Origin of the sequence: Agrococcus sp. TF02-05 (assembly GCF_017565345.1) — a bacterium.
In the GTDB taxonomy this organism is placed as follows: Bacteria; Actinomycetota; Actinomycetes; order Actinomycetales; family Microbacteriaceae; genus Agrococcus; species Agrococcus pavilionensis.
Map to the genome: position 1 here is coordinate 89,608 of NZ_JAGEKO010000004.1, position 26,797 is coordinate 116,404.

At 73.5% G+C, this 26,797-nt stretch carries 25 protein-coding genes; 12 read left to right on the forward strand and 13 right to left on the reverse strand.

Features of this window, described 5'->3' with window-relative positions:
* Together JQT67_RS04325 and argE are read right to left on the reverse strand one after the other, a co-directional pair.
* Complete coding sequence (locus JQT67_RS04325) at window positions 1-1,272, reverse strand: MFS transporter (protein WP_208063670.1); 1,272 nt, start codon at window positions 1,270-1,272, stop codon at window positions 1-3.
* Window positions 1,269-2,459 (reverse strand): acetylornithine deacetylase, encoded by a 1,191-nt coding sequence (argE, locus tag JQT67_RS04330; RefSeq protein ID WP_307864209.1) that lies wholly within the window; start codon window positions 2,457-2,459, stop codon window positions 1,269-1,271. The genes JQT67_RS04325 and argE overlap by 4 nt, the downstream gene beginning before the upstream one ends.
* Window positions 2,460-2,561: 102 nt before the next feature.
* Here argE and JQT67_RS04335 point away from each other — a divergent pair, with 102 nt between their 5' ends.
* From JQT67_RS04335 to JQT67_RS04345, 3 genes are read left to right on the forward strand one after another with little or no spacing between them, the layout of a single operon-like run.
* Window positions 2,562-2,798, forward strand: a complete 237-nt coding sequence (locus JQT67_RS04335) for an exodeoxyribonuclease VII small subunit (protein WP_021011046.1) — start codon at window positions 2,562-2,564, stop codon at window positions 2,796-2,798.
* Window positions 2,795-3,436: a DUF4245 family protein gene (locus JQT67_RS04340; RefSeq protein ID WP_208063671.1), complete on the forward strand. Its 642-nt coding sequence runs from the start codon at window positions 2,795-2,797 to the stop codon at window positions 3,434-3,436. Before JQT67_RS04335 ends, JQT67_RS04340 begins: the two co-directional genes overlap by 4 nt.
* Window positions 3,437-3,485: 49 nt before the next feature.
* On the forward strand, window positions 3,486-4,889 hold the full coding sequence (locus tag JQT67_RS04345) for a class II fumarate hydratase (protein WP_208063672.1): 1,404 nt from the start codon (window positions 3,486-3,488) through the stop codon (window positions 4,887-4,889).
* A gap of 61 nt (window positions 4,890-4,950) precedes the next feature.
* Here the strand turns inward: JQT67_RS04345 and JQT67_RS04350 are convergent, their stop codons facing one another.
* From JQT67_RS04350 to JQT67_RS04365, 4 genes are read right to left on the reverse strand one after another with little or no spacing between them, the layout of a single operon-like run.
* Complete coding sequence (locus JQT67_RS04350) at window positions 4,951-6,519, reverse strand: amidohydrolase (RefSeq protein WP_208063673.1); 1,569 nt, start codon at window positions 6,517-6,519, stop codon at window positions 4,951-4,953.
* Window positions 6,516-8,147 (reverse strand): thiamine pyrophosphate-binding protein, encoded by a 1,632-nt coding sequence (locus tag JQT67_RS04355; protein WP_307864210.1) that lies wholly within the window; start codon window positions 8,145-8,147, stop codon window positions 6,516-6,518. The genes JQT67_RS04350 and JQT67_RS04355 overlap by 4 nt, the downstream gene beginning before the upstream one ends.
* Window positions 8,144-9,811, reverse strand: coding sequence for an amidohydrolase (locus tag JQT67_RS04360; RefSeq protein ID WP_208063674.1), 1,668 nt, complete (start codon window positions 9,809-9,811; stop codon window positions 8,144-8,146). Before JQT67_RS04360 ends, JQT67_RS04355 begins: the two co-directional genes overlap by 4 nt.
* A 1-nt stretch (window position 9,812) precedes the next feature.
* Entirely contained in the window at window positions 9,813-11,162 is a 1,350-nt protein-coding gene (locus tag JQT67_RS04365) for an MFS transporter (RefSeq protein WP_021011040.1), read from the reverse strand.
* Window positions 11,163-11,400: 238 nt separating this feature from the next.
* Here JQT67_RS04365 and JQT67_RS04370 point away from each other — a divergent pair, with 238 nt between their 5' ends.
* The 3 genes from JQT67_RS04370 to JQT67_RS04380 are packed head-to-tail and all read left to right on the forward strand — an operon-like array spanning window position 11,401 to window position 14,910.
* Complete coding sequence (locus JQT67_RS04370) at window positions 11,401-12,321, forward strand: Lrp/AsnC family transcriptional regulator (RefSeq protein ID WP_021011039.1); 921 nt, start codon at window positions 11,401-11,403, stop codon at window positions 12,319-12,321.
* Between the two features lie 37 nt (window positions 12,322-12,358).
* A complete protein-coding gene (locus JQT67_RS04375; protein ID WP_208063675.1) occupies window positions 12,359-14,413 on the forward strand; it encodes a prolyl oligopeptidase family protein in 2,055 nt (684 codons plus the stop codon).
* Window positions 14,410-14,910 (forward strand): tetratricopeptide repeat protein, encoded by a 501-nt coding sequence (locus JQT67_RS04380; RefSeq protein ID WP_208063676.1) that lies wholly within the window; start codon window positions 14,410-14,412, stop codon window positions 14,908-14,910. The genes JQT67_RS04375 and JQT67_RS04380 overlap by 4 nt, the downstream gene beginning before the upstream one ends.
* Window positions 14,911-14,945: 35 nt before the next feature.
* Here the strand turns inward: JQT67_RS04380 and JQT67_RS04385 are convergent, their stop codons facing one another.
* The 4 genes from JQT67_RS04385 to JQT67_RS04400 all read right to left on the reverse strand — a co-directional run bounded on the left by JQT67_RS04385 (window position 14,946) and on the right by JQT67_RS04400 (window position 18,262).
* Entirely contained in the window at window positions 14,946-15,605 is a 660-nt protein-coding gene (locus JQT67_RS04385) for a methionine ABC transporter permease (RefSeq protein ID WP_021011036.1), read from the reverse strand.
* Window positions 15,602-16,633 carry a methionine ABC transporter ATP-binding protein gene (locus JQT67_RS04390; protein ID WP_208063677.1) on the reverse strand — a complete coding sequence of 344 codons (1,032 nt, stop codon included), beginning with the start codon at window positions 16,631-16,633 and terminating at the stop codon, window positions 15,602-15,604. The genes JQT67_RS04385 and JQT67_RS04390 overlap by 4 nt, the downstream gene beginning before the upstream one ends.
* A gap of 74 nt (window positions 16,634-16,707) precedes the next feature.
* The gene (locus JQT67_RS04395) at window positions 16,708-17,616 is read right to left on the reverse strand and encodes a MetQ/NlpA family ABC transporter substrate-binding protein (protein WP_021011034.1); all 909 of its coding nucleotides are present in this window, start codon (window positions 17,614-17,616) and stop codon (window positions 16,708-16,710) included.
* Between the two features lie 82 nt (window positions 17,617-17,698).
* On the reverse strand, window positions 17,699-18,262 hold the full coding sequence (locus JQT67_RS04400) for an A24 family peptidase (RefSeq protein ID WP_208063678.1): 564 nt from the start codon (window positions 18,260-18,262) through the stop codon (window positions 17,699-17,701).
* Between the two features lie 177 nt (window positions 18,263-18,439).
* Here JQT67_RS04400 and JQT67_RS04405 point away from each other — a divergent pair, with 177 nt between their 5' ends.
* The 4 genes from JQT67_RS04405 to JQT67_RS04420 are packed head-to-tail and all read left to right on the forward strand — an operon-like array spanning window position 18,440 to window position 21,344.
* The gene (locus tag JQT67_RS04405; RefSeq protein ID WP_021011032.1) at window positions 18,440-19,249 is read left to right on the forward strand and encodes a DUF4397 domain-containing protein; all 810 of its coding nucleotides are present in this window, start codon (window positions 18,440-18,442) and stop codon (window positions 19,247-19,249) included.
* A gap of 1 nt (window position 19,250) precedes the next feature.
* Window positions 19,251-20,003 carry a class F sortase gene (locus JQT67_RS04410; RefSeq protein WP_208063679.1) on the forward strand — a complete coding sequence of 251 codons (753 nt, stop codon included), beginning with the start codon at window positions 19,251-19,253 and terminating at the stop codon, window positions 20,001-20,003.
* A gap of 29 nt (window positions 20,004-20,032) precedes the next feature.
* Complete coding sequence (locus JQT67_RS04415) at window positions 20,033-20,602, forward strand: RNA polymerase sigma factor (protein ID WP_208063680.1); 570 nt, start codon at window positions 20,033-20,035, stop codon at window positions 20,600-20,602.
* Window positions 20,586-21,344 carry an anti-sigma factor gene (locus JQT67_RS04420; protein ID WP_208063681.1) on the forward strand — a complete coding sequence of 253 codons (759 nt, stop codon included), beginning with the start codon at window positions 20,586-20,588 and terminating at the stop codon, window positions 21,342-21,344. Before JQT67_RS04415 ends, JQT67_RS04420 begins: the two co-directional genes overlap by 17 nt.
* Window positions 21,345-21,350: 6 nt before the next feature.
* Here JQT67_RS04420 and JQT67_RS04425 read toward each other — a convergent pair whose 3' ends face one another.
* The 3 genes from JQT67_RS04425 to uppS all read right to left on the reverse strand — a co-directional run bounded on the left by JQT67_RS04425 (window position 21,351) and on the right by uppS (window position 24,878).
* A complete protein-coding gene (locus tag JQT67_RS04425) occupies window positions 21,351-22,400 on the reverse strand; it encodes a winged helix DNA-binding domain-containing protein (RefSeq protein ID WP_208063682.1) in 1,050 nt (349 codons plus the stop codon).
* 174 nt (window positions 22,401-22,574) lie between these two features.
* Window positions 22,575-23,909 carry a PhoH family protein gene (locus tag JQT67_RS04430; protein WP_021011027.1) on the reverse strand — a complete coding sequence of 445 codons (1,335 nt, stop codon included), beginning with the start codon at window positions 23,907-23,909 and terminating at the stop codon, window positions 22,575-22,577.
* Window positions 23,910-24,101: 192 nt separating this feature from the next.
* On the reverse strand, window positions 24,102-24,878 hold the full coding sequence (uppS, locus tag JQT67_RS04435) for a polyprenyl diphosphate synthase (protein ID WP_031223950.1): 777 nt from the start codon (window positions 24,876-24,878) through the stop codon (window positions 24,102-24,104).
* 68 nt (window positions 24,879-24,946) lie between these two features.
* Here uppS and JQT67_RS04440 point away from each other — a divergent pair, with 68 nt between their 5' ends.
* Window positions 24,947-25,708, forward strand: coding sequence for a hemolysin III family protein (locus JQT67_RS04440; protein WP_021011025.1), 762 nt, complete (start codon window positions 24,947-24,949; stop codon window positions 25,706-25,708).
* Window positions 25,709-25,729: 21 nt separating this feature from the next.
* Window positions 25,730-26,791 (forward strand): serine protease, encoded by a 1,062-nt coding sequence (locus JQT67_RS04445; protein ID WP_208063683.1) that lies wholly within the window; start codon window positions 25,730-25,732, stop codon window positions 26,789-26,791.
* Window positions 26,792-26,797: the final 6 nt, after the last annotated feature.

Here is a 26,797-nt window from a genome sequence, read left to right on the forward strand (position 1 = left end):
TCACGAGAGCCGGTAGCGCTTCCGCACGAAGTACAGGCCCACGAGCGACAGCACCGCGATCGCCATGTAGTAGACGCTCGGCGTGTTGAGGTTGCCGGAGACCTCGAGTAGCCACGTGAGCACGAGCGGCGCGATGCCGCCGAGCACCGTGACGCCGACGTTGTAGGTGACCGAGAGCCCGGTGCCGCGCACCTCGGCGGGGAACATGTTCGAGAGCAGCCCCGGCAGCGGCGCGAAGTAGAACGTCATGATGATGCCGAGCAGGCCGATCGCGATGACGAGCCCCGCGACGCTCCGGAGGCTCACGATGATCTGGAAGATGGGCCACGCGAGCACGAGCGCGGCGACCGCCGCCCACGTCATGATCCGGGCGGGGCCGACCCGGTCGGCGAGCCGGCCGACGTAGGGCGAGCCGAAGATCGTGATCGTGCCGGCGACGACGCCGCCGAGGTACGCGGCGGTCGGCGGGATGTCGAGGTTCGTGATCGCGAACGTCGGCATGTACAGGATCATGTAGACCGAGATCGTCGCGACGCCGATGACCGCCGAGCCGGCGAGCAGCCGGCCCCAGTGCTCGCGCAGCAGCGCGCCGAGCGGCGACTTGCGGCGCTCCTGCACGCCGAGCTCCTCCGGCTCGGCGAGCCGCGCGCGGATGTAGAGGCCGACGGGGCCGATGAGCAGCCCGACGAAGAACGGCACGCGCCAGCCCCAGTCGTTCAGCGCCTCCTCGGTGAGCCACGTGTTGAGCGCGAAGCCGAACGCCGAGGCGAGCAGCATCGACGCGCCTTGCGCGGCGATCTGCCACGAGGCGTAGAACATCTTCTTGTGGGGCGCGGTCTCGATGAGGAACGTCGTGGCGGTGCCGAACTCGCCGCCCGCCGAGAAGCCCTGGATGAGCCGCGACAGCAGGATGATGACGCCGCCCCACACGCCGACCACGGCGTAGGTCGGCGCGACGGCCATGAGCAGCGTGCCGACCATCATGAGCATGAGCGTGAGCGTCAGCGCGTTCTTGCGGCCCTTGCGGTCGGCGTAGCTGCCGAGGATCATGCCGCCGAGCGGGCGGATGAGGTAGGTCGTCGCGAAGGTCGCGAACGTGTAGATGAGCCCGTACTCGCCCGCGTCGGGGAAGAAGTTGCGCGTGATGACGACCGCGAACGACGCGTAGACGATGATGTCGAACCACTCGAGGGCGGCGCCGATCGAGCTCGAGATGACGGCCTTCCGCGCGGCGGCGAGCCGCTCGGGAGTGGCCTGGGCGGTGGCGGTCATGCGGTCTCCTGCGTGCTGAGGGCGGCGATGAGCCGGTCGACGAACGCCTCGCAGCGCGCGATCTGCTCGAGCTCGATGAACTCGTCGGGCGCGTGCGCCTGGGCGATGTCGCCGGGGCCGCACACGACGGTGGGGATGCCGGCCTGGGCGAAGAGCCCGGCCTCGGTGCCGTAGGTGACCTTGTCGTCGCTCGGCTCGGCGCCCCACGCGGCGGCGAGCGCGACGATGTCGGCGTCTGCGGGCGTGTCGACGCCCGGCGCGGCGGCGGTGGTCGTGAGCGTGACGCTCGCGCCGGGGTGGCGCTCGCGCATGCCCGCCTCGATGCGCCGGCACTCGGCGCGGAAGCGCTCGACGAGCGCCTCGTGGTCGACGGTCGTGAGCGCGCGGAACTCGAAGTGCACCGTGCACTCGGCGGGGATCGTGTTGATCGCGATGCCGCCGTCGATGCGGTTGACGCTCACGGTCGTGAACGGCACGACGTAGCCCTCGTCGAAGGGCCCCTCGGCGCGCAGCTCGTCGGCGACGCCCTGCACGAAGCGCACGAGCTCGGCCGCCGCGACGATCGCGTTCTCGCCCTGCGGCGTGAGCGAGGAGTGCGCGGCGAGTCCGCGCACGTCGACGCGGAAGACGTTCATCGACTTGTGGCCGCGCACGATGCGCATGCTCGTCGGCTCCCCCACGACGCAGCCGCGCGGCTCGATGCCGCGCCGCTCGATCTCGGCCACGAGGTCGATCGCGCCGACGCAGCCCACCTCCTCGTCGTACGAGAGGGCGAGGTGGATGGGCTCGGCGAGCCGCGCGGACGCCATCGCGGGCGCCTTCGCGAGCAGCACGCCGAGGAACGACTTCATGTCGGCGCTGCCGCGCGCGTAGAGCCGACCGTCGCGCACCTCGGGCTCGAACGGCGCGCTCGACCACGCCTGGCCGTCGACCGGCACGACGTCGGTGTGGCCCGAGAGGACGATGCCGCCGCGCACGCTGCCGTCGGCGGCGGGGATCGTCGCGAGCAAGTTCGCCTTCGCGCCATCGGGGCTCGGCACGAGCGTCGACTCGATGCCGAGGTCGCCGAGCACGGCGGCGACGTGGTCGATGAGCGGCAGGTTGGAGTCGCGGCTCGTGGTGTCGAAGCGGAGCAGTCGCTCGATCTCGGCCATGGTCGCGGCGGATGCGGAGGGCACGGTGAACACGTCCTGACGGTCGGCGGTGGGGATGGATCGATCCTCGCAGGCGTCCCCCGATCGCGCCTGCATGAGCGCTCGACGTCGGCGGCCCGACGGTAGACTGGCACCGTGACCACCCCCGCGAGCGACGCTGTCGCAGAGCTGAGCTACGAGCAGGCCCGTGACGAGCTCGTGCGCGTCGTCCAGGCGCTCGAGTCGGGCGGGGCGTCGCTCGAGGAGTCGCTCGCGCTGTGGGAGCGCGGCAACGCGCTCGCCGAGCGCTGCGAGCAGTGGCTGCAGGGCGCGAAGGCGCGACTCGACGCCGCGCGCGCGACCGCGCCCGCCGAGGGGGCTGCCGAGGCATGAGCCCCAAGCAGCCCCGGGTCGTCGCCGAGCTCGGCCGCCCGGAGACGCCGGAGGAGGCGGCCGCGCGCAAGGCGGCCGCGTCGAGGCGGCACCGCGAGAACCAGACCTTCTCCAACCTCATCGTCGCGATCGTCGCGTGCCTCGGCGTCGTGCTCGTCATGGTGCTCGTCGTGCTGCGGCCCTCGCCGCCGCCCCGCGAGCCGATCGACGTCGCCGCTGCCGCCGCCTCGGCCGAGCCGAGCGTCGGCGCACCGCTCATCGCGCCGGAGCTGCCGGAGGGCTTCGACTCGAACGCGGCCGAGATCCGCGTCGGCGCCGATGGCGTCACGACCTGGTACGCGGGCTACGTGACGCCCGCCGAGCAGTTCGTCTCCTTCACGCAGGCCCTCGACGCCAACCCGACGTGGCTGCTCGCCGCGACCGACGGGGCCGTCGCCGTCCAGTCGGGCGAGCGCACGGTCGGCGGGCTCACGTGGACCGAGCACGACCAGCGCGACGCCGAGGACCCCGGGAACTTCGCGTTCGTGCTCACGACCGAGCACGACGCATCCACCGTCGTCGTCGCCGGCACCGCCTCCGACGACGAGATCCAGACGTTCGTCGAGGCCGTCAGCGCAGCGCTGACGGCCGTCGAGTGACGAGAGAACCGAGCCCGGCAGGGCGAACCCGAGTGAGAGGCACAGCGCAGTGAACGACGTCGAGTACCGGATCGAGCACGACACGATGGGCGAGGTGCGGGTGCCGAAGCACGCGCTCTACGCCGCGCAGACGCAGCGCGCCGTCGAGAACTTCCCCATCTCGGGCTCGGGCCTCGAGCCCGCGCAGATCGTCGCGCTCGCGCGCATCAAGCGCGCCGCCGCGATCGCCAACCGCGACCTCGGGATCCTCGAGGCGTCGATCGCCGACGCGATCGTGGCCGCGGCCGACGAGGTCATCGGCGGCGCGCACCACGACCAGTTCCCGGTCGACACGTACCAGACCGGCTCCGGCACCTCCTCGAACATGAACATGAACGAGGTGCTCGCGACCCTCGCGACGAAGCACCGCGGCGAGCCCGTGCACCCGAACGACCACGTCAACGCGTCGCAGTCGTCGAACGACGTCTTCCCGACCTCCGTGCACATCGCCGTCACCGGCGCGCTCGTCGAGCAGGCGATCCCCGCGCTCGAGCACCTCGCCGAGGCGCTCGAGGAGAAGGCGGCGCTCTGGGCCGACGCCGTCAAGCCCGGCCGCACGCACCTCATGGACGCGACGCCCGTCACGCTCGGCCAGGAGTTCGGCGGCTACGCCGCGCAGATCCGCTACGGCATCGAGCGCATCGAGGCGGCGCTCCCCCGCGTCGCCGAGGTGCCGCAGGGCGGCACGGCGGTCGGCACGGGCATCAACACGCCGCTCGGCTTCCCCGAGAAGGTCATCGCCGAGATCGCCGCATCGAGCGGTCTGCCGATCACCGAAGCGCGCAACCACTTCGAGGCGCAGGCCAACCGCGACGGCCTCGTCGAGGCATCCGGGGCGCTCCGCACGATCGCGGTGTCGCTCACGAAGATCAACAACGACCTGCGCTGGATGGGCTCGGGCCCCAACACGGGCCTCGGCGAGGTCGCGATCCCCGACCTGCAGCCGGGCTCGTCGATCATGCCGGGCAAGGTCAACCCGGTCGTGCCGGAGGCCGTGCTCATGGTCGCCTCGCGCATCATCGGCAACGACGCGACGATCGCGTGGGCCGGCGCGTCGGGCTCGTTCGAGCTCAACGTGCAGATCCCGGTGATGGGCACGGCGCTGCTCGAGTCGATTCGGCTGCTCTCGAACGCGTCGCGCGTGCTCGCCGACAAGACGATCGCGGGCCTCGAGGCGAACGTCGAGCGCGCCGCGGCACTCGCGGGCATGAGCCCCTCGATCGTCACCCCGCTCAACCGCCTCATCGGCTACGAGGCGGCGGCGAAGATCGCGAAGCACTCGGTCAAGCAGGGCATCACGGTGCGCGAGGCCGTCATCGACCTCGGCTACGTCGAGCGCGGCGAGCTCACCGAGGCCGACCTCGACAAGGCGCTCGACCTGCTCTCGATGACGCACCCGGGCGTCGCGAAGTAGCCGACCCCCACGAAGAGGGGCACCCGCCGCGGCGGGTGCCCCTCGTCGCTTGCCGCAGTCGTCACCAGCGGCGGTCGTCCCCCGCGCCGGCGTAGTCGGGCCACGGCAGGTCGATCGGCGGCTCGAAGTCGGCGGGCAGGAGGGCCGGCATCGGCTCGGCCGCGACCCGCTCGTCGAACTCTGCCTTCGCCGCCGCGAGCAGCTCGGGCCGCGTGAGGAGGTCGAGGAAGGTGCCGGCGACCGTCTTGCCCGCCGTCACGATCGTCGGCGCGATCGTCGCGGGGATGCCGCCGAGCGCGTTCATGACCCACGCGGGGTAGGGACCCGCGCCCTCGACGGGCTGCAGCGCGGGCCGCGAGACGTAGAAGCGCACGAGCGGCGCGTAGTGCGACATCTCGACGTAGTCGTCGCTCGTCCAGTTGCGCTGCCACGCCGGCATGTGCTCGCGGAGCAGCCGCTCCGCCTCTTGCGGCGCGATGAGCTGCTCGGTCTCGGCGAGGAACGGCCGCTCGCTCGGCTCGAGGCCGAGGCTCCGCTGGATCTCCTGCGCGACCGCGATCGCCTCGTCGCCGTAGCGCGGGGCGCCGACCCGCTCGAGGTTGGCGTAGAGCACCTCGGCCATCGCGTGGTTCGTGCGGCCGGGGCGGCTGCGGGCGACCCAGCACTCCTCGACCTCGCAGTGACCCATCATCGCCGCCGCCTGCGCGTTGCGGTCGAGCACGGCGAGGATGTGCTCGGCCATCTCGACGTCGGGCGTGCGCCACGAGAACTGGATGCGCGCGACGCGCTGCGGCAGGTTGTCGGCCGTCGCCTGGCCGTCGGTGAGGATCGCGTCGGAGAAGCTCCAGCCGCCCGTCGCGGGCAGCATCGAGTCGAGCATCGTGCGCGAGGCGGTGTACATCTGCATGAGCGAGACGTTCGCGCCCGGCGCCCTCGCGGCGGAGTGCGACGCGGGGATGGGCGAGTTCGGATCGGCGCTCGAGAGCTGCCACGACTCGGGGTGGTCGCACACGAAGGAGTAGACCTTCGAGTAGTACGCGCCGCACTGCGTGTCCCACCGGGCCGTGTTGCACAGCGGCAGCATGTAGAAGGGGTGGAACGAGACGATCGCGTCGGCGTCGTCGTAGTAGCCGCGCAGGCCGTGCACGACCTTCGAGCCGTGCATCTTCTCGGCGGGCTCGCCCGTGTAGTGGAGCGTGCCGCCGATGCCGTGCTGCTGCATCGCGTGCTTCGTCGCGAGCAGGCCCGCGAGGGTCGAGATGCCGAGCGCGGAGTGCGGGTCGGTGTGGCCGGGCGCGAACCGCGAGAGGCCCTCGCGCGGCTGCTCGCTCGTCGATGCCGCCTGGCTGTTGCCGGGCACGGCGTCGTACTCGGCGTAGGTGAGGAGCGTGGGGCCGGCGCCGTTCGACCAGCGGGCGCTGAAGGCGGTCGGCATGCCCGCGGAGCCGTCCTCGACCTCGAAGCCCTCGGCGCGCAGCAGCTCGACGTACCAGCGCTGCGAGCGGTACTCGCGCCACGCGGGCTCGGCGAGCTCCCAGATGTGCGAGTGCCACTCGGTGAGCTGCTCGAGGTGCTCGTCGATCCAGGCCTGCGCGGTCGCCTTCGCCTCGGCGGTCAGCTGCGTCGTCATGCCTGCTCCCCTGCGTCGTCGGTCGAGCCGAGGCGGGCGTCGAACGCCGACTGCTCGATGTGGATGAGCTGCAGCCCGCCGGCGGCGAGCGCCGCGTCGACGGCCTCGCCGAGCCCCGCGGCGTCGGCGACCCGACGGCCCGTGCCGCCGAACGCATCCGCGAGCCTCGCCCAGTCGGGCTGCGCGAGGTCGACGCCCACGGGCGCGATGCCCGCGTCGAGCTCGTTCTGCTTGATCTCGGCGTAGCCGCCGTTGTCGACCACGATGACCGTGACATCGAGCCGCTGCTCGACGATCGTCATGAGCTCCTGCACCGAGAACATGAGCGCGCCGTCGCCGACGACCGCGAAGGTCGGCCGCTCGAGGCTCGCGATGCGGGCGCCGAGCGCCGCGGGCAGGCCGTAGCCGAGCGTCGCGTAGGTCGCCATGTAGAGCGCGGTGGCGGGCTCGCTCGCGCGCAGCGCGTTGACGAGGCCCCAGTAGGCGATCTGCGACGAGTCGGTCGCGACGATCGCGTCGGCGGGGAGCGCCGCGGCGATCGCCTCCGCGATCGCGGTGTTCTCGGCCGACAGCTCGATCGACTCGGCGCGCACGCGCTCGAGCGTCGCCGCGACGCCGGCGGCCGCGTCGCGCGGCTCGCCCTCGCCGAGCTCGGCGACGAGCGCCGCGAGCACGGCGCGCGCGTCGCCGACGATGCCGATCTCGGCCGCCTGGTTGCGCTGCAGCTGCGACTCGAGCACGTCGACTCGGATGACGCGGCCGCGCGCCTCGAGGCGATCGACCCACAGCTCGGCCTCGCCGAGCTTCGAGCCGACGACGAGCAGCACGTCGGCATCCCGAGCCCGGTCGCGGGCGGCGGCGAGGCGGAGGTTCGCGCCGAGCGAGAGTTCGTGGCGCTCGTCGAGCACGCCCTTCGCGTTGAGCGTCGTGACGACGGGCGCGCCGAGGCGCTCGGCGAGGGCGCGCAGCTCCTCGCGCGCGCCGCGCGAGCCGCCGCCCGCGAGGATCACGGGATCGGTCGCCTCGCGCAGCAGCGCCGCGGCCGCGGTCACGAGGCCGGCGTCGATCGCCGGGCGGGCGGCGGGCTCGCGCGCGGCGAGCGCGGCTGCCGTGAGCCCCGCCTCCTCCGCGAGCAGGTCGAGCGGCAGCTCGAGGTAGACGGGCCGCGGCCGGCCGGTCGCGAAGAGCGCGAAGGCGTCGTGCACGGCCTCGACGGCCTCGGCCGGCGACTGCGCGCGGACGGCGCGCTCGACGATCGCGCTCGCGGCGCCCAGCTGGTCCTTCGTCTCGTGGAGCGTGCCCGCGTCGGCGAACTCGCGGCCGCGCTCGGGGCCCGGCGCGATGAGCAGCATCGGCCGCGACTCGGCGAACGCCGTGCCGGCGGCCGAGAGCGCGTTGAGCAGGCCAGGGCCGCTCGTCGTGACGACGACGCCGGGGAGGCCCGTGCGCTGCGACCAGCCGTCGGCCGCGTAGCCCGCGCCCTGCTCGTGCCTCGTCGTGACAGGGCGGATGCCGAGCTCGGCGAGCGGCCGGTAGAGCTCGAGGTTGTGCGTGCCGGGGATGCCGAAGACGGTGTCGACGCCATAGGCGCGCAGCGTCGCCATGACCGCGTGGCCGACCGTGCTCACGGCTGCTCCGTCGAGAACCGCATCGAGCCGTCGACCCACGTCTCGAGCACGCGGATCGCGGCGAGCTCCTCCCCCGGCACCGCGAGCGGGTCGGCGGAGAGCACCGCGAAGTCGGCGCGCTTGCCGGCCGCGAGCGAGCCGAGCTCGTGCTCGCGGCCGATCGAGACGGCGCCCTCGAGGGTGTGGGCGCGGAGCGCCGTCGCCGCGTCGATCCGCAGCGCGTCGGGACCGAGCTTCGTGCCGCGGCGGGTGACGCGCGTCACGGCGGCCTGCATGGCCTCGAGCGGGCGCGGCTCGGCGACGGGCGCGTCGGACGAGATCGTCACGGGCACGCCCGCGGCGACGAACTCGCCGAGCGGGTTGAAGCGCTCGCCGGGCGTGCCGATCGCCTGCTCGACACCCTCGCCCCAGTTGTAGTGGTGCTGCGGCTGGTTGACGGGCCGGATGCCGAGCTCGGCCATGCGGGCGATGTCGCCCTCGGTGGGCAGGCCGCAGTGCTCGATGCGGTGGCGCGCGTCGGCGTCGGGCCGCTCGGCGAGCGCCGCCTCGAGCGCGTCGACGACCATCGCGATCGCGGTCGGCGACTGCGCGTGCGTCGCGGTCTGCAGCCCCGCGGCGTGCGCGCGGCGCACGAGCCCGGCGTACTCCTCGGGGTCGTGGTAGAGCTGGCCCGTGCGGCACGGGTCGCCGACGTAGCCCTCCGGGAAGTAGGCGGTCCACCCGCCGAGCGTGCCGTCGGCGTAGAGCTTGATGCCGGTCGCCGAGAGGAAGGCGTTGCCGAACGGGCCGGTCATGCCGAGCTCGATCACCTGGTCGAGCAGGTGGGAGAGGAAGTACATCGAGACGCGCATCGAGAGGGCGCCGCGGTCGGCCATCTCGAGGTAGGCGGCGAGCTCGCGCTTCGACACCTGCGCGTCGCCGATCGCGGTGACGCCGCCGGCGAGGAACTCGCGCTGCACGAGGTCGAGCTGCCGCTGGTGCTCGGCGGGCTCGTCGGCGAGGTGGAAGTTGGGGCCGTGGTGGCCGATCTTCACGCCGTGGAGGCCAGTGAGCACGTTGCACGCGGCGTCCGAGAGCTCCCCCGTGAGCTCGCCCGACGCATCCCGGAAGAACTCGCCGCCCTCGGGGTTCGGGGTGTCGCGCGTGACGCCGTAGCGCTCGAGCGTGAACGAGTTGACGACGCCGCCGTGGCCGGAGGCGTTCATGATGTACACCTCGCGGTCGCGCGCCACCTCGTCGAGCTCGTGCCGCGTGGGGTGGCGGCGCTCGGCGAGGTTGCGCTGCTCGTAGCCGTAGCCGCGGATCGGCACGCCGGCCGGCAGCCGCTTCGCGCCCTCGCGGAGCAGCTCGACGATCTCGGGGATCGAGCCGGCCTTCGCGGGCGACACGTCGATCCACGTGAGCAGCTGCCCGTACATGAGCGGATGCGCGTGGGCGTCGATGAAGCCCGGCACGATCGTGGTCCCCGGCCGGTCGACGCGCTCGGCGTCCATCCCGGCCGCGGCCGCCTCGACCTCGGCGACCTCGCCGATCGCGAGGATCCGGCCGCCCGCGGTGAGCATCGCGCGCGCCTCGGGCTGCCCGTCGTCGACGGTCAGGATGCGGTCGGCGGTGATGATCGTTGGGCGCGAGTCCCGGTCGTCGAAGGTCGCGAGGCGGCGCACGTCACTCCCCCTTCGGTCGCTGGACGGCGGTGGTGTCGAGCCGCGGCTCGAACGACTTCGTCACGGGCGCCTCGTCGGAGTGCTGCGGCGCGAGCGCGGTCGAGACCCACGCGACGACGCCGAGGAAGGCGTAGAGCCCGATGACGGTCCAGATGTTGCCGGTCGCGGCGAAGAGCGCGGCCGCGACGACGGGCGAGAGCCCGCCCCAGACCGCCGCGCCGACGCCGTAGGAGAGCGACATCGAGGTGTAGCGCGACTGCGGGCGGAACATCTGCGACATGAGCGCCGACAGCGGGGCCCACGTGCCGCTCATCGTCAGGCGGATGGCCGAGACGAGCACGTAGATGAGCGCGACCTCGTGCGCGCCGATCGCGAGGATGAGCGGCACGACGAGCAGCACCGAGAGGCCGATGCCGAGGTACATGAGGCGCTTGCGGCCGAACTTGTCGCCGAGGTAGGCGAGCGGCAGCGTCACGAGCGCCTCGACGAACGAGGCGACCGTCATGGCGCCGAGGATGATCTCGGCGTCGAGGCCGACGTCGGGCGAGGTCGCGTAGCTCTGCACGTAGGTCGTGGCGAGGTAGTAGCCGCCCGACGCGATGCCGACCATGCCGAAGCCGAGCAGCATCGGGTACCAGTTGTTCTTGAGCGCGAACACGAGCGGCGTCGACTGCTGGCGCTCCTGCACCTTCTCCTCGAACACGGGCGTCTCCTCGACGCGCCAGCGCACCCACAGGCCCACGCCGATGAGCACGATGCTCGCGAGGAACGGCACGCGCCAGCCCCACGTCATGAGCACGTCGTCGCCCATCGCGGCGAGGATCCAGAAGGCGCCGGTCGCGAGCAGGGCGCCGAGCGGGTTGCCGAGCTGCGTGAAGCCGCCGTAGAAGGTCTTCCACTTCGGCGGGGCGCTCTCGACCGACATGAGGCTCGCGCCGCCCCACTCGCCGCCGACCGCGAGGCCCTGGCAGATGCGCAGCGCGATGAGCAGGATCGGGGCTGCGATGCCGATCGTGTTGTAGTCGGGCACGAGGCCGACGAGCACGGTCGCGATGCCCATGAGGAGCAGCGTGATCGTCAGCGCGGGCTTGCGGCCGAGGCGGTCGCCGACGTGGCCGAAGATGATGCCGCCGAGCGGGCGGGCGAAGAACGCGACGGCGTAGGTCGCGAAGGATGCGAGCGTGCCCATCGCGGGGTCGGCGTCGGGGAAGAAGACGGTCGGGAACACGATCGCGGCGGCGGTCGCGTAGACGTAGAAGTCGTACCACTCGATGGTGGTGCCGACCGCTGCTGCGGTGCCGGACTTCAGCGCGCGGCGGTGCGTGTTGGGGTGCGCGGCGGCGGTGGTCATGAGAGCTCCCTCGCTCAGTGGATGCGCCAGCACTGCGTGCGGCGATGCGACGACGATAGGCCAGCCGGCGCACGGCCGCGACCCCAGATCTGCGGCGGGACCGGGGCGTCGACCGACGATGTGCGTGCCGGTCGACGGCATCGGGCCGAGGATGCGTCACGTACGATGGTGAGCACCGGCGATCTGCGTCGCCTGCGCCGCAGATGCGCGGACTTCGCCACACCGACGAGGAGCGAGCATGGCCACGGAGCCCGGCAGGGACGGCAGCCGAATCGATGCGGCGCTCGCGCGCGCGCTGCAGGCAGACGGTCGCGCGAGCATCAGCGAGCTCGCCGCGACGGTCGGCGCGAGCCGCGACCTCGTCTCGCAGCGGCTCCAGCGCCTGCACCGCGACGGGCTGCGCGTCGTCGCGGCGCTCGATCCTGGCGTCGTCGGGCACCACGTGCTCGTGCACACGATGCTCGCGGTCGACGGGCCCGTGCGGCCGGTCGCGCAGCTCGTGGCCGAGCTGCCGGACGCCGTCTTCGTCTCGATGACGAGCGGCGCGCTCCCGCTCGTCGTCGAGTCGCGCCACGGGAGCGTGACCGAGCTGCACGAGGCGCTCGACGTCATGCGCAGCCTGCCGAGCGTGCGGCGCGTGCGCGTGTCGACCTACGCGGAGGTGCTCAAGGGATTCTTCGTCTCGAAGCGCCGCGACGAGGTCGTGCTCGACGCGCTCGACCGGGCGCTCATCGCGCACCTGCAGCAGGACGGGCGCGCGAGCTACCGCGCGCTCGCCGACGCGGTGCACCTCTCCCCCTCCTCGGCGCGGGCGCGCGTGCACCGGCTCATCGACGCGGGCGTGCTGCGCATCTCGGCGATCCAGGCGGGCGGCCCCTCCCCCAACCGGCTCGCGATCGGCCTCGGCATCACCGCGGTCGGCGACACCGCCCCCATCCGCGACTACTTGCTCGAGTCGGCGGCGATCGACTTCGCGGCCCGTTCGCACGGCGTCTTCGACTTCATCGCTACCGTCGCCGGCCCCGCCTCCGGTCCGCTGCTCGACGTCATCGAGGAGCTGCGCAGCATCGAGCAGGTCAGCGCCCTCGAGTCGTGGACGCACTACGACGTCATCAAGGAGGACTACGCCCGCACGCTCGGCCGCATCCTCGCGCGCTGACGCGGGCACAGGCCCGACCGAGTCGTAGGGTGGCCGGATGCGCTACCCCGAGGTGAGAAGAGACGGCACGGTCGAGACGGTCCACGGGGAGGCGATCCCCGACCCGTACCGCTGGCTCGAGGACGGCGACGCCGCCGAGACGCGCGCATTCATCGAGGCGCAGAACGCGTTCGCCGAGCCGATCCTCGCGGCGCTCCCGGCCCGGGAGGCGTTCCGCGAGCGGGTCGCGGCGCTGCTGACGGCGCCGACGCGCGGCTGCCCGTGGGAGCGCGGCGGCCGCGTCTTCGCGTGGCACGGCGGCGAGCAGAACCAGCCGGTGCTCGTGGTCGCCGACGCCGTCGACGAGCTCGAGCGGGGCCGGGTGCTGCTCGACCCGAACGCGCTCTCGGCCGACGGCACCGTCGCCGTCAACGTCGCGAGCGTCTCGCCCGACGGCGCGCTGCTCGCCTACGGCGTCTCCGACGGCGGCTCCGACTGGCGCACCATCCGGGTGCGCGACGTCGCGACGGGCGACGACCTCGCCGACGAGATCCCGTGGACGAAGTGGAACCCGCCCGTGTGGCTGCCGGGCGGCCGCGCCTTCAGCTACTGGGCCTACGACGCCCCGACGGGCGACGCGCTCACCGACGAGATGGGCGCGGGCCGGCTCATGCGCCACGAGATCGGCGCCGACCCCTCGACCGACGCCGTGCTCTTCGCCCGGCCCGACGAGCCGCGGCTCTTCGCGCGCCACTGGCCGCGCGACGACGAGTGGTTCGTGCTCTCGACCGACACGGGCTCGTCGAGCGGCAACGACCTCGCGGTGCGCCGCCACGGCGACGAGGCGGCCGCGCTCCGCCAGCTCGTCGAGGGGCACGAGCACGAGTGGAGCGCGATCGGCATCCACGGCGGCCGCCTCTTCGCTGTGACCGACGAGTCGGCGCCGCGCTATCGGCTCGCCGCCTTCGACCTCGAGACGGGCGAGCAGTCGACGATCGTGCCGGAGCACGAGGAGGACGTGCTCCTCGACGCGAGCCTGACCGAGCGGGGCCTCGTGCTCGAGTACTCGCACGACGCGAGCCACCGCATGCAGCTCGCGAGCCTTGAGGGCGAGCTCGGCGACGCCGTGCCGCTCGGCGACGGCGTCTCGATCACCGGCTCCGAGGCGTCGAGCGGCACCGGCACCGTCTTCGCGTCCACGTCGAGCTTCGTCGACCGCGGCACGCGCCACGTGATCGTGGTCGACGGCGCCCGGCTCGTCGAGCACCGCGCGCTCCCCGCGCCCGGCCCGGCCGCACCGCGCGCGGCGACCCACCGCATCCGCACCGCCTCGAGCGACGGGCAGCAGGTGCCGGCGTTCCTCGTGCGGCCCGCAGGCGCCGCGGGCGACGCGCCCCGCCCCACCCTCATCTGGGGCTACGGCGGCTTCAACATCCCGATGAACCCCGCCTTCCGCGCCGTGCTCGCGGCGTGGGTCGAGGCGGGCGGCGTGCTCGTCGTGCCCAACCTGCGCGGCGGCGGCGAGTTCGGCTCCGAGTGGCACAAGGGCGGCACGAAGGAGCGCAAGCAGCAGGTCTTCGACGACCTCTTCGCGATCGCCGAGCACCTCATCGCGACGGGCGTGACGACGCGCGAGCAGCTCGCGCTGCACGGCCGCTCGAACGGCGGCCTGCTCGCGGGCGCCGCGCTCACGCAGCGGCCCGAGTTGTGGGCCGCGGTCCTGCCGGGCGTCGGCGTGCTCGACATGCTGCGCTACCACCGCTTCACGATCGGCTGGGCGTGGGCGAGCGACTACGGCGACCCCGACGACGCCGAGGCGCACGCGTACCTGCGCGCCTACTCGCCGCTCCACAACGTGCGCGACGGCGTCGCCTACCCGCCGACGCTCATCACGACGGGCGACCACGACGACCGCGTCGTGCCCGCGCACTCGTTCAAGTTCGCCGCCGAGCTGCAGCGCGCGCAAGCGGCGACGGGGGCGGATGCGCCGGTGCTGCTCTCGGTCGACACGCGCGCCGGGCACGGCATGGGCAAGCCGAAGGACGCGGCGGCGCTCGAGTTCGCCGACCAGCTCGCGTTCGCGGCGCACCACACCGGGCTGGACGTGCGATGACGGATGCGTCGGCCGCGACCTGGGAGGACGAGGTCGCGGCGCTGTGGGACGACGAGTCGCTCGACGACGAGGCGCGCATCGCACCGATGGCGGCGCTGGCCGAGCGCGCGCCGGTCGTGGCGATCGGGCTCTTCGAGCTCGCGGGCGCGCACGACGCGGCGGGCCTCGAGGCGGACGCCGACGTGCTGTACCGCGCGGCGACCGATGCCGGGCTCGCCGAGGCCGATCCCGCGCGGGCCGCGCAGCTCGTGATCCAGCACGCGTCGACGCTCCGCAACCTCGGGCACGTCGACGAGGCGATCGCGATGCTCGAGGCGGCGCCCGAGCATCCCTCGACGGGAGCGGCGCGCGACGCGTTCCTCGCGCTCGCGCTCCACGGCGCCGGCCGGCACGACGAGGCGCTCCGGGTCGCGCTCGAAGCGCTCGCGCCGACGCTGCCGATCTACCGCCGGTCGGTGCTCGCCTACGCAGCCGACCTCACGCATCCGCCCGCCTGACGGGCGCGCCGCCCGCTGCTGAGGCAGGGCTGCTCTCAGCGGCGCATGATGCGGCGCGCGAGCCAGTTGCCGAGCGCCTGGATGAGCTGCACCACGACGACGATCACGAGCAGCGCCGACCACGTCACGAGCGGGTCGAACTGGCGGTAGCCGTAGGTGATCGCCCAGTTGCCGAGCCCGTCCCCGCCGACGAGGCCCGCGACGGCCGACATGTCGACGATCGCGATGACCGCGAAGGTGTAGCCGAGCACGAGCGGCCCGAGCGCCTCCGGGAGGATGACGGTGCGGATGATGCGCCACGGGCTCGCACCGGTCGAGCGCGCCGCCTCGATGACGCCCGTCGGGATCGAGACGAGGTTCTGCTCGACGATGCGGGCGATGCCGAAGGTCGCGGCGAGCGCGATCGCGAAGATCGCGTACTCGGTGCCGATGCCCTTGCCGACGACGAGCCGTCCGATCGGCTGCATCGCCGCGAGGAAGATGATGAACGGGATGGGTCGGAAGGTGTTGACGAGCACGCCCAGCACCCACCAGATCACCGGCTGCTGCAGGATGCCGCCGCGGCGGGTGACGTAGAGGCCCGTGCCGATGACGAGGCCGCCGAAGCCGCCGAAGACGAGCGAGACCGCCACGATCCACAGCATGATCGCGGTCTGCTCGAGCAGGGTCGGGAGGATGCCCGCGAGCTCGCTCATCGCTGCTCCTCCACCCGCACGCCGCCGCCCACCTGCTGCAGCGCCCACGCGACGGCGTCGGCGTCGCCGCGCACGGCGATCGTCAGCAGCCCGTAGACCCGGCCCTGGATGTCGTCGACGCCGCCGTGCACGAGGTTGAAGTCGATCCCCGCCTTCGCGAGCGCCGAGAAGACGCGCGCCTCGGAGGCGCCCTCGTCGGTGAACGAGATCGTGAAGAGGCGGCCCTCGTGCTTCGCGCGCAGCTGCTCGAGCTCGTCGCCCTGCGGGAGCGCCCGCACGACGGTCTGCACGAAGCGCTTCGCGACGGGCGTCGAGGGACGGGTGAAGACGTCGTAGGTCGCGCCGACCTCGACGACCCTGCCCGCCTCCATGACCGCGACGCGATCGGCGATCCGGGTGATGACCTCCATCTCGTGCGTGATGACGACGATCGTCACGCCCAGCTCGCGGTTGACGCGCGCGAGCAGGTCGAGCACCTCGACGGTCGTCTCGGGGTCGAGCGCGCTCGTCGCCTCGTCGGCGAGCAGCACCTGCGGGTTGGTCGCGAGTGCGCGGGCGATGCCGACGCGCTGCTGCTGCCCGCCCGAGAGCTGCTCGGGGTAGGCGTCGGCCCGGCCTGCGAGGCCCACGAACTCGAGCAGCTCCGCGACGCGGCGCTTCCGCTCCGCCCGCTCGACGCCGACGACCTCGAGCGGGTAGGCGACGTTGCCCGCGACCGTGCGGGACGTGAGCAGGTTGAAGCGCTGGAAGATCATGCCGATGCCGGTCTGCTGCTCGCGGAGTCGCCGCCCCCGCAGCTCGGTGATCGGCACGTCGCCGATCGTGATCCGGCCGGCCGAGACGGGCTCGAGCTGGTTGATGAGCCGCACGAGCGTCGACTTGCCGGCGCCCGAGTAGCCGATGATGCCGAAGACCTCGCCCCGGTCGATCGAGAGCGACACGTCGTCGACCGCGACGATCTCCTCGCCGCCCCGCTTCGCGGGCGGGAACCGCTTCGACACCCGGTCGAGCACGATGTGCTGCGCCATGCCGCCTCCTCTCGCTCTGCCTGCCGGACCCGCGCGGACGGGCGGGGGACGCATCCCCCGCCCGTCCGGATCGGTCAGTTCGCCTCGAGCTCCGCCTGCACGGCCTCGAGCGCCGCCTGCAGGTCGGCCTTCGGCGTGACGGTGAAGATGCCGGAGCCGCCCGAGGCCTCGAGCGCACCCGCCTGGACCTCCTCGTTCGTCTGGTAGATCTCGACCAGGCGGTTCAGCACCTCGTCGTCGGCGTTCTCGGCCGTCGTCGCGAAGATGTTGATGTAGGGCGCCGCGGCCGGGTCGTTCGGGTCGTCCTGCGCGATCGCGTCCTCGGGGCTCAGGCCCGCGTCGGTGATGAAGTCGTTGTTGATGATCGCCGCGGCGACATCGGGCAGCGACGTCGCGGTGAGCGCGGCGTCGACGGCGCGCACGGTGACGCGCGACTCCCCCTCGATGACGTCCTCGACGGTCGAGTAGGGGCTGCCGCCGCCCTCGAGCGCGATGAGGCCGGCCGACTGCAGCACGAGCAGGCCACGCGCCTGGTTCGTGTCGTCGTTCGGCACGATGACCTCGGCGCCGTCGGGGATCTCGTCGGGCGACTGGTGCTTGTCGGAGTAGAGCCCGATCGGGTAGATCGCGGTCGAGCCGATCGGCTGCAGGTCGTCGCCCGCCTGCACGTTGTAGTTCGCGAGGTAGATGATGTGCTGGAACTGGTTGATGTCGAGCTCGCCCTCGCTCACGGCGGGGTTCGGCTGGTTGTAGTCGGTGAAGTCGACGATCTCGAGCTCGATGCCCTCGGCCTCGACGGCCTCCTCGTAGGCGGCCCAGTACGGCTCGGCGGCGCCGACGACGCCGAGCTGCACGGGGTTGTCGGCCGAGCCGAGGGCTGCGGAGGCGTCGCCGGCTCCGGCGCTCGCGCTGCAGCCGACGAGGGCGGCGGCGAGGCCGAGCGAACCGGCGATGGCGAGCGGGCGGATGCGTCGGGTGGACATGGGCGGACTCCTTCGTGGGGTGGGACTGCCTCCACGGTAGGCATCAGACAGCACCGGCCGCCAGCGGCGCCGTCACGGATCGTCACACTGCCGGCGACGCGACGGCGAGCGCGCCCGCGAGCGCGTGCCCCGCGAGCAGCGAGGGCCCGAAGGCGAGCGAGCGGCGCCCCGCCGCGAGCGCGACGAGGCCCGCGAGTCCGCCCACGACGACCGATGCGGCGAGTCCGGCGAGGGGCGCGGTCCAGCCGAGCGTCGAGGTCGCGAGCGCGAGGCCCGCGCCGAGCTTGACGTCGCCCATCCCCATCCCGCCCGCGACCGCCATCACGAGCAGCACGCCCGCGCTCGCGAGCGCCGCGACCGGCGCGAGGTCGCCGGTCGCGAGGCGCGCGGCGGCGCCGACCGCGCCGACGAGCAGGAGCGGGAGCGTGACCGCGTTCGGCAGCCGGTGCTCGGCGACGTCGACGCGCCACAGGAGCGGCGCGGCGAGCGCTGCCGCGGCGAGCGGCACGACCGCGGCGGCGTCGAGGCCCGCGGTGATGAGCGACCACGCGGTCGCGAGCGCGAGGGGCACACCGAGCGCATCGACCGGCCGCAGCCGCAGCGGCGGCGGCAGGGTCGCCGTCGGTGCGGTCGCTGCGGTCGTCACGCGGTCACGGTAGCCGCGGCGGAGCGCAGCGCGCGGCCGCTCTCCACAACCACCACGGCGCCGCGACACGCCCGGGATGTTCGATTTCGAACTACCTGCAACCGATCCGGGGCTCTCCGCCGATATGGGGGCAGAGAGGGCGCACCGAGTGCCCGACCAGACATCAAGGAGAACACCATGAAGCGCAAGCTCGCGATCGGCGCCGGCGCCGCTCTCGCTCTCGCCACGCTCGGCGGCGCCCCCGCGTTCGCCGCCGAGGGCGACTCGACCGTGTCTGTCCTGCACGGCGTGCCTGGCCTCACGGTCGACGTCTTCATCAACGGCGACGAGGCCATCAGCGACTTCGCGCCGGGCACGCTCACCGACCCGATGATGCTGCCCGCCGGCAGCTACGACATCCAGGTCTTCGCCGACGGCGGCACGCCCGACACGGCCGAGCCCGCGATCGAGGCGATGGGCGTCGAGGTGCCCGCGAACGCCAACCTGACGCTCTACGCCCACCTGACCGAGGCCGGCGAGCCCGCGCTCGCGGCCTTCGCGAACAGCACCGAGCCCGTCGCCGCCGGCGAGGCCCGCCTCACCGTCCGCCACCTCGCCGCGGCTCCCGCGGTCGACATCCGCGCGAACGAGACGGTCGTCGCCCCCGGACTCACGAACCCGAACGAGGCCTCGCTCGTCACGACGGCCGGCACGGTGTCGGCGGATGTCGTGCTCGCCGGCACGACCGACGTCGCGATCGGCCCGGCCGAGCTCGAGCTCGCCGAGGGCGTCCACACGATCGTGACCGCGTGGGGCTCGGCCGCTGACGGCAACCTCGCGCTCGCGGTGCAGACCGTCGAGGCGCACAGCGCCCCGAGCGGCGTCCCCTCGGGCAACGGCGGCGCGGCGTCGCCGTCGGCCCTCGCGCTCCTGCTCGCCCTCGCCGGCGCGCTCGGGCTCACCACCATCGCGGTGCGGCAGCAGCAGCTCGCGAAGCAGCGCGGCTGACATGCGCACCACCGACGGGCTCCCTCCGCGCACCGCGCGGCGGGAGCCCGCTCGGCGCGCGTGGCGGCCGGCAGCCGTGCTCGCCGCGATCGCGGCAGCCGCGGCCACCGCTCTCGGCGTGTGGCTCCTGCTGCCCGACTCGCTCGAGCCGGCCTCGCCGACGGCGTCGATGACGCCGCTGGCCGAGCCGACCCCCACGAGCGCGCCGAGCGCATCCGCCCTTCCCGACGCGGCCGCGACGGCCGCGCCCGTGCCGACCGCGGTCGGCGCGCGCGACGCCTCGATCGGCGCCGCCACGACCGCGGTCGACGCCCCGACGCGCGTGCAGGTGCCCTCCGTCGGCATCGACCTCGAGGTCATCCCGGTCGGGGTGCGCGAGGACGGCCAGATGGACGTGCCCGAGCTCGTGCGCGAGGTCGGCTGGTACCGGTTCGGCCCCGCGCCGGGCAGCGACCGCGGCTCGGCCGTGCTCTCGGCCCACGTCGACAGCGACCGCGGCCGAGCGCCGATGGCCGAGCTGCTGGGCGCCCGCGCGGGCGAGAGCGTCGAGGTCGCGACCGCCTCGGGCGCCGACCTGCGGTTCCGCATCGTCGCCGTCGAGCGGTTCTCGAAGGACGACCTGCCGCTCGACGCGATCTTCGCGCGCGACGGCGACCCGCTCGTGCGGCTCATCACGTGCGGCGGCGAGTGGGATGCCGCGGCCGGGGCCTACGAGGACAACATCGTCGTCACGGCAGTGCCCGATGCGCCGTGACCGAGCCGGAGGGGTGATACGTTCTGGCGGTGTCGAGCGAGGAGACGGTGGAGGCCGAGCGCCTCTCGCGAGCCTTCGCCCACGATCCCTCCCCCGAGGCGCTGCGCCAGGCGTACGAGCGCTGGGGCGGCATGGTCTACGCGATCGCGTGCCGCGCGATGGCGCCGCACGACGCCGAGGACGTCGTGCAGCAGACCTTCGTCTCGGTGTGGCGCTCGCGCGAGTCGTACGACCCGGATGCGGGACCCCTCGGGGCGTGGATCGTCGCGATCGCGCGCCGCAGGATCGCCGACCACTGGCGCTCCCGCTCGGCGAGCGAGCTCGCCGTCGATCCGGAGACGCTGCACGGGGCGCTCGAGGCCGGTGAGGGGGATCCGGTGTCGGACGCGGTCGAGGACGCCCTCACGGTGCAGGAGGAGCTCGAGCGGCTCGGTGAGCCGGCGCGCACGATCGTGCGGCTCGCCGTCGTCGAGGACCGCTCCACCGCCTGGATCGCCGAGCGCCTCGCCATGCCGGCCGGCACCGTGAAGAGCCACTTGTCGCGAGGACTGCGACGACTGCGAGACCGATGGGAGGAGTCGCATGCAGCATCTGCCTGAGGAGTCGCTCGTCGCGCTCGCCCTCGGGGAAGCCGTCGAGGGCGGCGAGCACGCCGCGGGGTGCGCGACGTGCAGCGCCGAGGTCGCTGCGTTCCGCGCCGCGGCGCAGCGCGTCCGCGCCGCCGACGTCGTGCCGGCCGCGCCGCCCGCCGGCGTGTGGGACCGCATCGCGGCGGAGCTCGACGAGCCGAGCGCGACGGGCGCCGCGCCGTCGAGCGCGAGCGACGCATCCGCCGCCTCGCTCGAGGCGCCCGCATCGACCGGCGCTCCCGTGACCTCGATCGACGTCGCGCGCCGTCGGCGGCGCAGGTTCGGCGTCGGCGCGCTCGCCGCGGCATCGCTCGCCTCCGCGGCCGTCGCGGCGAGCATCGCCGTGCTCGTCGTCACGCAGCTCGGCAGCGACCCCCGGTCGACGAACGTCGCCCAGGCGACGCTCGACCCCCTCGCGACGACCGTCGGGGCGGCCCGCGCCGAGGTCGTCGAGCGCGACGGGCAGCGGCTGCTCGTCGTCGACGTCGACGAGCTGCCCGAGGTCGAGGGCTACCTCGACGTGTGGCTGCTCGACCCGGACGCGCAGCAGATGGTGAGCCTCGGCGTCATGGACGCCTCGACGACGCAGCTCGCGCTGCCGGGCGGCCTCGACCTCGACGCGTTCCCGATCGTCGATGTCTCGGTCGAGCCCTTCGACGGCGACCCGACGCACTCGGGCGACAGCCTCTGGCGGGGAGCGCTCGAGAGCTGAGCCGCGTCAGCGGTGCGGCCAGCGCTCCAGCGCCCGCGCGATCGCCGCGCGCGTTCGATCCGGCACCGGCTCGACGAGCTCGAGCAGCGGCTCTGCCGCGCGGCCTCGCGCGACGGGGATGCGCCACGTGCCGACCGCGACGCCGTCGACGAGCACGAGCGGCCGGAAGACGCCGTTGCCGCCCGGCACCGCGGCGCGCAGCACCGCTTCGCTCACGTCGCGCGAGCGCGCCTCGTAGCCCAGGAGCCACTCGTCGAACGCGGGCACGAGCGTGACGCCGACCCGGCCGCCCGGCTCGGCGCCGGCCTCGACGAGCAGCTCCTCCTCCCCGAGCCGCACGCGCTCGAGCCGGCTCGCCCGCTCGAGCGCGGCGCGCACGGGGCGCTTCGCGGCGCCGAGCCACCACGCGGCGTCATCGGCTCGCACGGGTCCGCGGGCGATCGCGAAGCGCTCGAGCGCGGCGCCGAGCGCCGCCTCGGGGTCAGCGATCTCGGGCGGCGCTCCCCCGACGAGCAGCTGCTCGTCGCCCTCGAACGGCCCGAAGCGCACGAGGCCGTCGTAGGCGCAGAGCGCGAGCAGGTGGTAGCCGTCGCCGCCCGCCGTGCCGATGCCGGCCGCCTCCCACGCCTCGAGCATCGAGCGGCGGCGGGTGGGGCCGGCCGCGAGCTGCTCGACGAGCACCTCGGCGGCGCGCTCGGCCGTCGCCTCGTCGATGCCGCGCTGCGCGCACATGCGCCACTCCTGCCGTCGCATCCGCTCGGCCGTCGCGGCGTGCAGCGCGGCGAGGTCATCGGGCGCCGCGACGAAGAGCGTGCCGCGCATCGCCCACGAGCGCACGAGCAGCCCCGCGTCGAAGGCGGCCCGCACGTCGGCGAGCGTCGTGCCGGGCGCCGAGCGGATCGCGATCGCGCGCAGCACGCCCGCGAGGTCCTGCCCCTGCATCGCGACGAAGCGGCGGACGACGTCCGCGGGCGCGAGCGTCGACCCGAGCAGCCGCTGCGAGGCCAGCCGGAGCCGCCGCGCCTGCGTCGGCGTCAGCGAGCGGGGCCCGGCCATGCGCCCACGGTAGTCCCGCCCGCCCACGCGCGCCGACGCATCCGCTCGCCGACGCATCCGCCGACCGCGCGGGCGGGCAGAGTCCTCGCGCGCGGGACCCCTTCCACCGAACGGGAGCCGGTGCACCGGGTCCCGCGTGGCGGAAGGGGTCCCGCAGGCGACGGCTCGAGCGCCTCAGCCCTCGAGCAGGCTCGTGACGAGCGCCGCGATCCTCGAGCGCTCCGAGCGCTGCAGCGTGATGTGGCCGAAGAGGTCCTGCCCCTTGAGCGTCTCGATGACGCTCGCGATGCCGTCGTGCCGGCCGACGCGCAGGTTGTCGCGCTGCGCGACGTCGTGGGTGAGCACGACGCGCGAGTTCTGGCCGATGCGGCTGAGCACCGTGAGCAGCACGTTCCGCTCGAGCGACTGCGCCTCGTCGACGATCACGAAGGCGTCGTGCAGCGAGCGGCCGCGGATGTGCGTGAGCGGCAGCACCTCGAGCATGCCGCGATCGGCGACCTCGTCGAGCACGTTGTCGCTCACGAGGGCGCCGAGCGTGTCGTAGATCGCCTGGCCCCAGGGGTTCATCTTCTCGTCCTTGTCGCCGGGCAGGTAGCCGAGCTCCTGGCCGCCGACCGCGTAGAGCGGGCGGAAGACGATGACCTTCTTGTGCAGCCGCCGCTCGAGCACCGCCTCGAGGCCCGCCGCGAGCGCGAGCGCCGACTTGCCCGTGCCGGCCGAGCCGCCGAGCGAGACGATGCCGACCTCCTCGTCGAGCAGCAGGTCGATCGCGAGCCGCTGCTCGGCCGAGCGGCCGTGCACGCCGAACACGTCGCGGTCGCCGCGCACGAGCGTCACGACGCCCGGGCGCTTGACGCGGCCGAGCGCCGAGCCGCGCTCAGACGAGATGACGAGGCACGTGTTGGCCGGCATGTCGGCGACGGCCGCCGTCTCGAGCCGCTCGTGCTCGTAGAGCCGGTTGATCTCCTCCCCCGAGAGCGCGAGCTGCTCGATGCCGGTCCAGCCCGAGTCGACCGCCTGCTCGGCGAGGTACTCCTCCGCCGAGAGGCCGATCGATGCGGCCTTCACTCGCATCGGCAGGTCCTTCGAGACGACGCACACGTCGAGCCCGTCGGCCGCGAGGTTCGAGGCGACCGCGAGGATGCGCGAGTCGTTGTCGCCGAGCTGCAGCCCGCTCGGCAGGATCTGCTGGTTGGAGTGGTTGAGCTCGACCCGCAGGCTGCCGCCGCCCTCGGTCGGCACCGGGAAGTCGAGCCGGTGGTGCTCGACGCGCAGGTCGTCGAGGTTGCGGAGCGCCTTGCGCGCGAAGTAGCCGATCTCGGGGTCGTGCCGCTTCTTCTCGAGCTCGGCGATGACGACCACCGGGATCACGACCGAGTGCTCGGCGAAGCGGTGGATGGCCCCCGGGTCGGAGAGCAGCACGCTCGTGTCGAGCACGTAGGTGCGCTGGCGCGTGTCGGTCTCGGCGATCTCGACGGCGCTTCCGGAGGTGGTGGTGCGTGCAGGCACGTGGCGCTCCCTTCCGACCGAGGTCGGATCTCACGCGGCCGTCGCCTCCCGAGGTGCTCGCTGGCGCGAAGGCCGCTCGCTCGCCGGGCGAAGGTGCCCGACACGGCTGAATGTACGCGCGCTCCCGATGCGCCGTGTCGGAAGACACACCGCCGTCACCGAGAGTTCACCTCGAGCGGAGGTTGAGGGTTCTCAGCGCCCGTAGCGCCGCTCGCGCAGCCCGTAGGAGCGGATCGCCCGCAGGAAGTCGACCTCGCGCAGGTCGGGCCCGAGCGCCTCGACGAAGTAGAGCTCGCTGTGCGCGCTCTGCCACAGCATGAAGTCGCTCAGCCGCTGCTCGCCCGAGGTGCGGATGACGAGGTCGAGATCGGGCTGGCCCGCGGTCGAGAGGTGGTCGGCGATGAGCTCGGGGCTCAACCGCTCGGCGATCTCGGCCGGGCTCGCGCCGTCGGCCGTCTCGAGGATGCGCTTGACCGCCTCGACGAGCTCGTGCCGGCCGCCGTAGCCGACCGCGAGGTTGACGACGATGCCCGGCTCACCCTCGGTGCGCTCCGCCGCCGCGGTGAGGGCGGCGCACAGCGGCTCGGGGAGCCCGCGCGGGTCGCCCACGTGGCGGATGCGTCGGCCCGGCGTGTGCGAGAGGCCGTCGGCGAGCTCGGCGATGATCTCGCACAGCTCGCCGAGCTCCTCGCTCGCGCGGCCGGTGAGGTTGTCGCGGGAGAGCAGGTAGAGCGTGACGACCTCGACGCCGATCTGCGCGCACCACTCGACGAACTCGTGCAGCTTCGCGGCGCCCGCGCGGTGCCCGTGGCCGACGCTCGCGAGCTTCTGCTCGCGAGCCCAGCGCCGGTTGCCGTCGATGATCATCGCGAGGTGGCGCGGCACGGGGCTGCCCTGGAGGTCGCGCCGCAGCCGCCGCTCGTAGTAGCGGTACACGAGTCGTGACCCCGGGGCGCTGCGCAGTCGCACGCGTCGAATCTACCGGGGGACACGACCGGATGTCCGCAGCGGCACTGCGTACGCCGTACGCTGTAGGCATGCCCGTGACCTCCGATCCCGAAGCTGACGGCCTGCGGCGCGAGCCGGATCCCGCTCCCGGCGACGACGTGCCCCACCTGCCGCTCATCGAGGCGGCCGGCGACGCGATCGCCGAGGCCGAGGTCGAGGCGAAGCCCTCGTGGCGCGGCTGGATCCACGCGGTGACCGCGCCGCTCGCGCTCGTCGCCGGCATCGTGCTCGTGCTCGTCGCCGACGGCGCGACCGCGCAGCTCTCGACGGCCGTCTACGCGCTCTCGAGCCTGCTGATGTTCGGCGTCTCGGCCGTCTACCACCGCTTCACGTGGCGGGAGCGCACGCGCGTGCTGCTCAAGCGCTTCGACCACGCCAACATCTTCCTGCTCATCGCCGGCAGCTACACGCCCATCTCGCTGCTGACGCTCCCCTCGCCCACCGACTGGATCCTCCTCACCGTCATCTGGGGCGGCGCCCTGCTCGGCATCGCGTTCCGCGTCTTCTGGATCGGGGCGCCGCGCTGGCTCTACGTGCCGATCTACCTCGCGCTCGGCTGGGCGGCCGTCGCCTTCCTGCCGCAGATCTGGGCGGCGAACCCGACGACGGCGCTGCTCGTCATCGCGGGCGGCCTCGCCTACACGGTGGGCGCGATCGTCTACGGGATGAAGCGGCCGAACCCCGTGCCGGGGCACTTCGGCTTCCACGAGATCTTCCACGCGTGCACCTTCATCGCCTTCGTGTGCCACTTCACCGCGATCGTGATCGTCGCGGTCGCGCCGCCCGCCTGAGGCGGCGCTAGCGTGGTGCGAGTGCGCCTCCCCCGACTCGCGACCGCCGCCCTCGTGGCGGCCGCCGCCCTCACCGTGGGCGGCTGCGTGCTGCCCTCCCCACCCGAGCGGCCCGTCGAGCGCACCGCTCCGCGCGCCCCGACGACGCCGAGCGGCGCAGCGGCACCGGAGGTCGTGCCCGTCGAGCCCGACGCGCCCGTCACGAGCGGCGACACGACCGCGAGCGACACGGGCGAGCTCTACGCGGGCGAGGCCGGCGAGACGAGCGACGGGTTCCTCCCCGACGCCGCGGTCGACGTCGTGCTGCCGCCGACGGCCGGCACCCCCGTCGTGCGGCCCGGCATCGCGCTCCCCGTGCACGAGGACGGCGACGAGCTGCTGCCCGGCACGGCGCACGAGGGCAGCGGCAACCTGCTGCTGACGACGAGCGGCCGGCTCGAGCTCTCGGCCGGCGGCGCGGAGTACACGTGCAGCGGCACCGTCATCAACAGCGAGTCGGGCCTCATCGTGCTCACCGCCGCGCACTGCATCTTCGACGACGACACGCGCGACTGGTACGACCGCATCTCGTTCGCGCCCGCCTACGAGCGCGGCGAGGCGCCCTTCGGCACCTGGGTCGCCGAGGAGTGGTGGGTGCCCGAGCAGTACCTCGAGGCGAACGACCGCTGGCTCGACGGCGCCGACGACGACGGCTGGATGGGCTTCGACTTCGGCTTCATCCGCGTCGCGCCGCAGGACGGCGCGACGCTCGAGGATGCGGTGGGCGGCCAGGGCGTGAGCTTCACGGCCGAGACGAACGGCGTCGTGATCGCCGGCTACCCGGGCAACGACCCGTTCGACAGCGAGGTGCTGCGGCACTGCGCCGAGGACCGGCTCGACTATGGCGCGGGCGGCGACGCGAACTACGGCGCGGACTGCGAGATGGGCGACGGCGCCTCAGGCTCGGCGTTCGTCTCGAACCTCGACCCGACGACCGGCGCCGGCCACATCACCGCGGTCTTCTCCAACGGCGGCGCGACCGGCGCCTACGGGCCGCCGCTCGGCGTCACCGCCTGGAACGGGCTGCGGTCGATCGACGGCTGACGCGCG

Excerpts from the sequence above, each read along its gene's own strand:
- JQT67_RS04325 (WP_208063670.1), bottom strand. The coding sequence starts at position 1,272 with ATGACCGCCACCGCCCAGGCCACTCCCGAGCGGCTCGCCGCCGCGCGG.
- JQT67_RS04375 (WP_208063675.1), top strand. The coding sequence starts at position 12,359 with ATGCGCTACCCCGAGGTGAGAAGAGACGGCACGGTCGAGACGGTCCAC.
- JQT67_RS04380 (WP_208063676.1), top strand. The coding sequence starts at position 14,410 with ATGACGGATGCGTCGGCCGCGACCTGGGAGGACGAGGTCGCGGCGCTG.
- JQT67_RS04440 (WP_021011025.1), top strand. The coding sequence starts at position 24,947 with ATGCCCGTGACCTCCGATCCCGAAGCTGACGGCCTGCGGCGCGAGCCG.
- JQT67_RS04365 (WP_021011040.1), bottom strand. The coding sequence starts at position 11,162 with ATGACCACCGCCGCCGCGCACCCCAACACGCACCGCCGCGCGCTGAAG.
- JQT67_RS04420 (WP_208063681.1), top strand. The coding sequence starts at position 20,586 with ATGCAGCATCTGCCTGAGGAGTCGCTCGTCGCGCTCGCCCTCGGGGAA.
- JQT67_RS04370 (WP_021011039.1), top strand. The coding sequence starts at position 11,401 with ATGGCCACGGAGCCCGGCAGGGACGGCAGCCGAATCGATGCGGCGCTC.
- JQT67_RS04425 (WP_208063682.1), bottom strand. The coding sequence starts at position 22,400 with ATGGCCGGGCCCCGCTCGCTGACGCCGACGCAGGCGCGGCGGCTCCGG.
- JQT67_RS04385 (WP_021011036.1), bottom strand. The coding sequence starts at position 15,605 with ATGAGCGAGCTCGCGGGCATCCTCCCGACCCTGCTCGAGCAGACCGCG.
- JQT67_RS04410 (WP_208063679.1), top strand. The coding sequence starts at position 19,251 with ATGCGCACCACCGACGGGCTCCCTCCGCGCACCGCGCGGCGGGAGCCC.
- JQT67_RS04340 (WP_208063671.1), top strand. The coding sequence starts at position 2,795 with ATGAGCCCCAAGCAGCCCCGGGTCGTCGCCGAGCTCGGCCGCCCGGAG.
- JQT67_RS04395 (WP_021011034.1), bottom strand. The coding sequence starts at position 17,616 with ATGTCCACCCGACGCATCCGCCCGCTCGCCATCGCCGGTTCGCTCGGC.
- JQT67_RS04390 (WP_208063677.1), bottom strand. The coding sequence starts at position 16,633 with ATGGCGCAGCACATCGTGCTCGACCGGGTGTCGAAGCGGTTCCCGCCC.
- JQT67_RS04405 (WP_021011032.1), top strand. The coding sequence starts at position 18,440 with ATGAAGCGCAAGCTCGCGATCGGCGCCGGCGCCGCTCTCGCTCTCGCC.
- JQT67_RS04350 (WP_208063673.1), bottom strand. The coding sequence starts at position 6,519 with ATGACGACGCAGCTGACCGCCGAGGCGAAGGCGACCGCGCAGGCCTGG.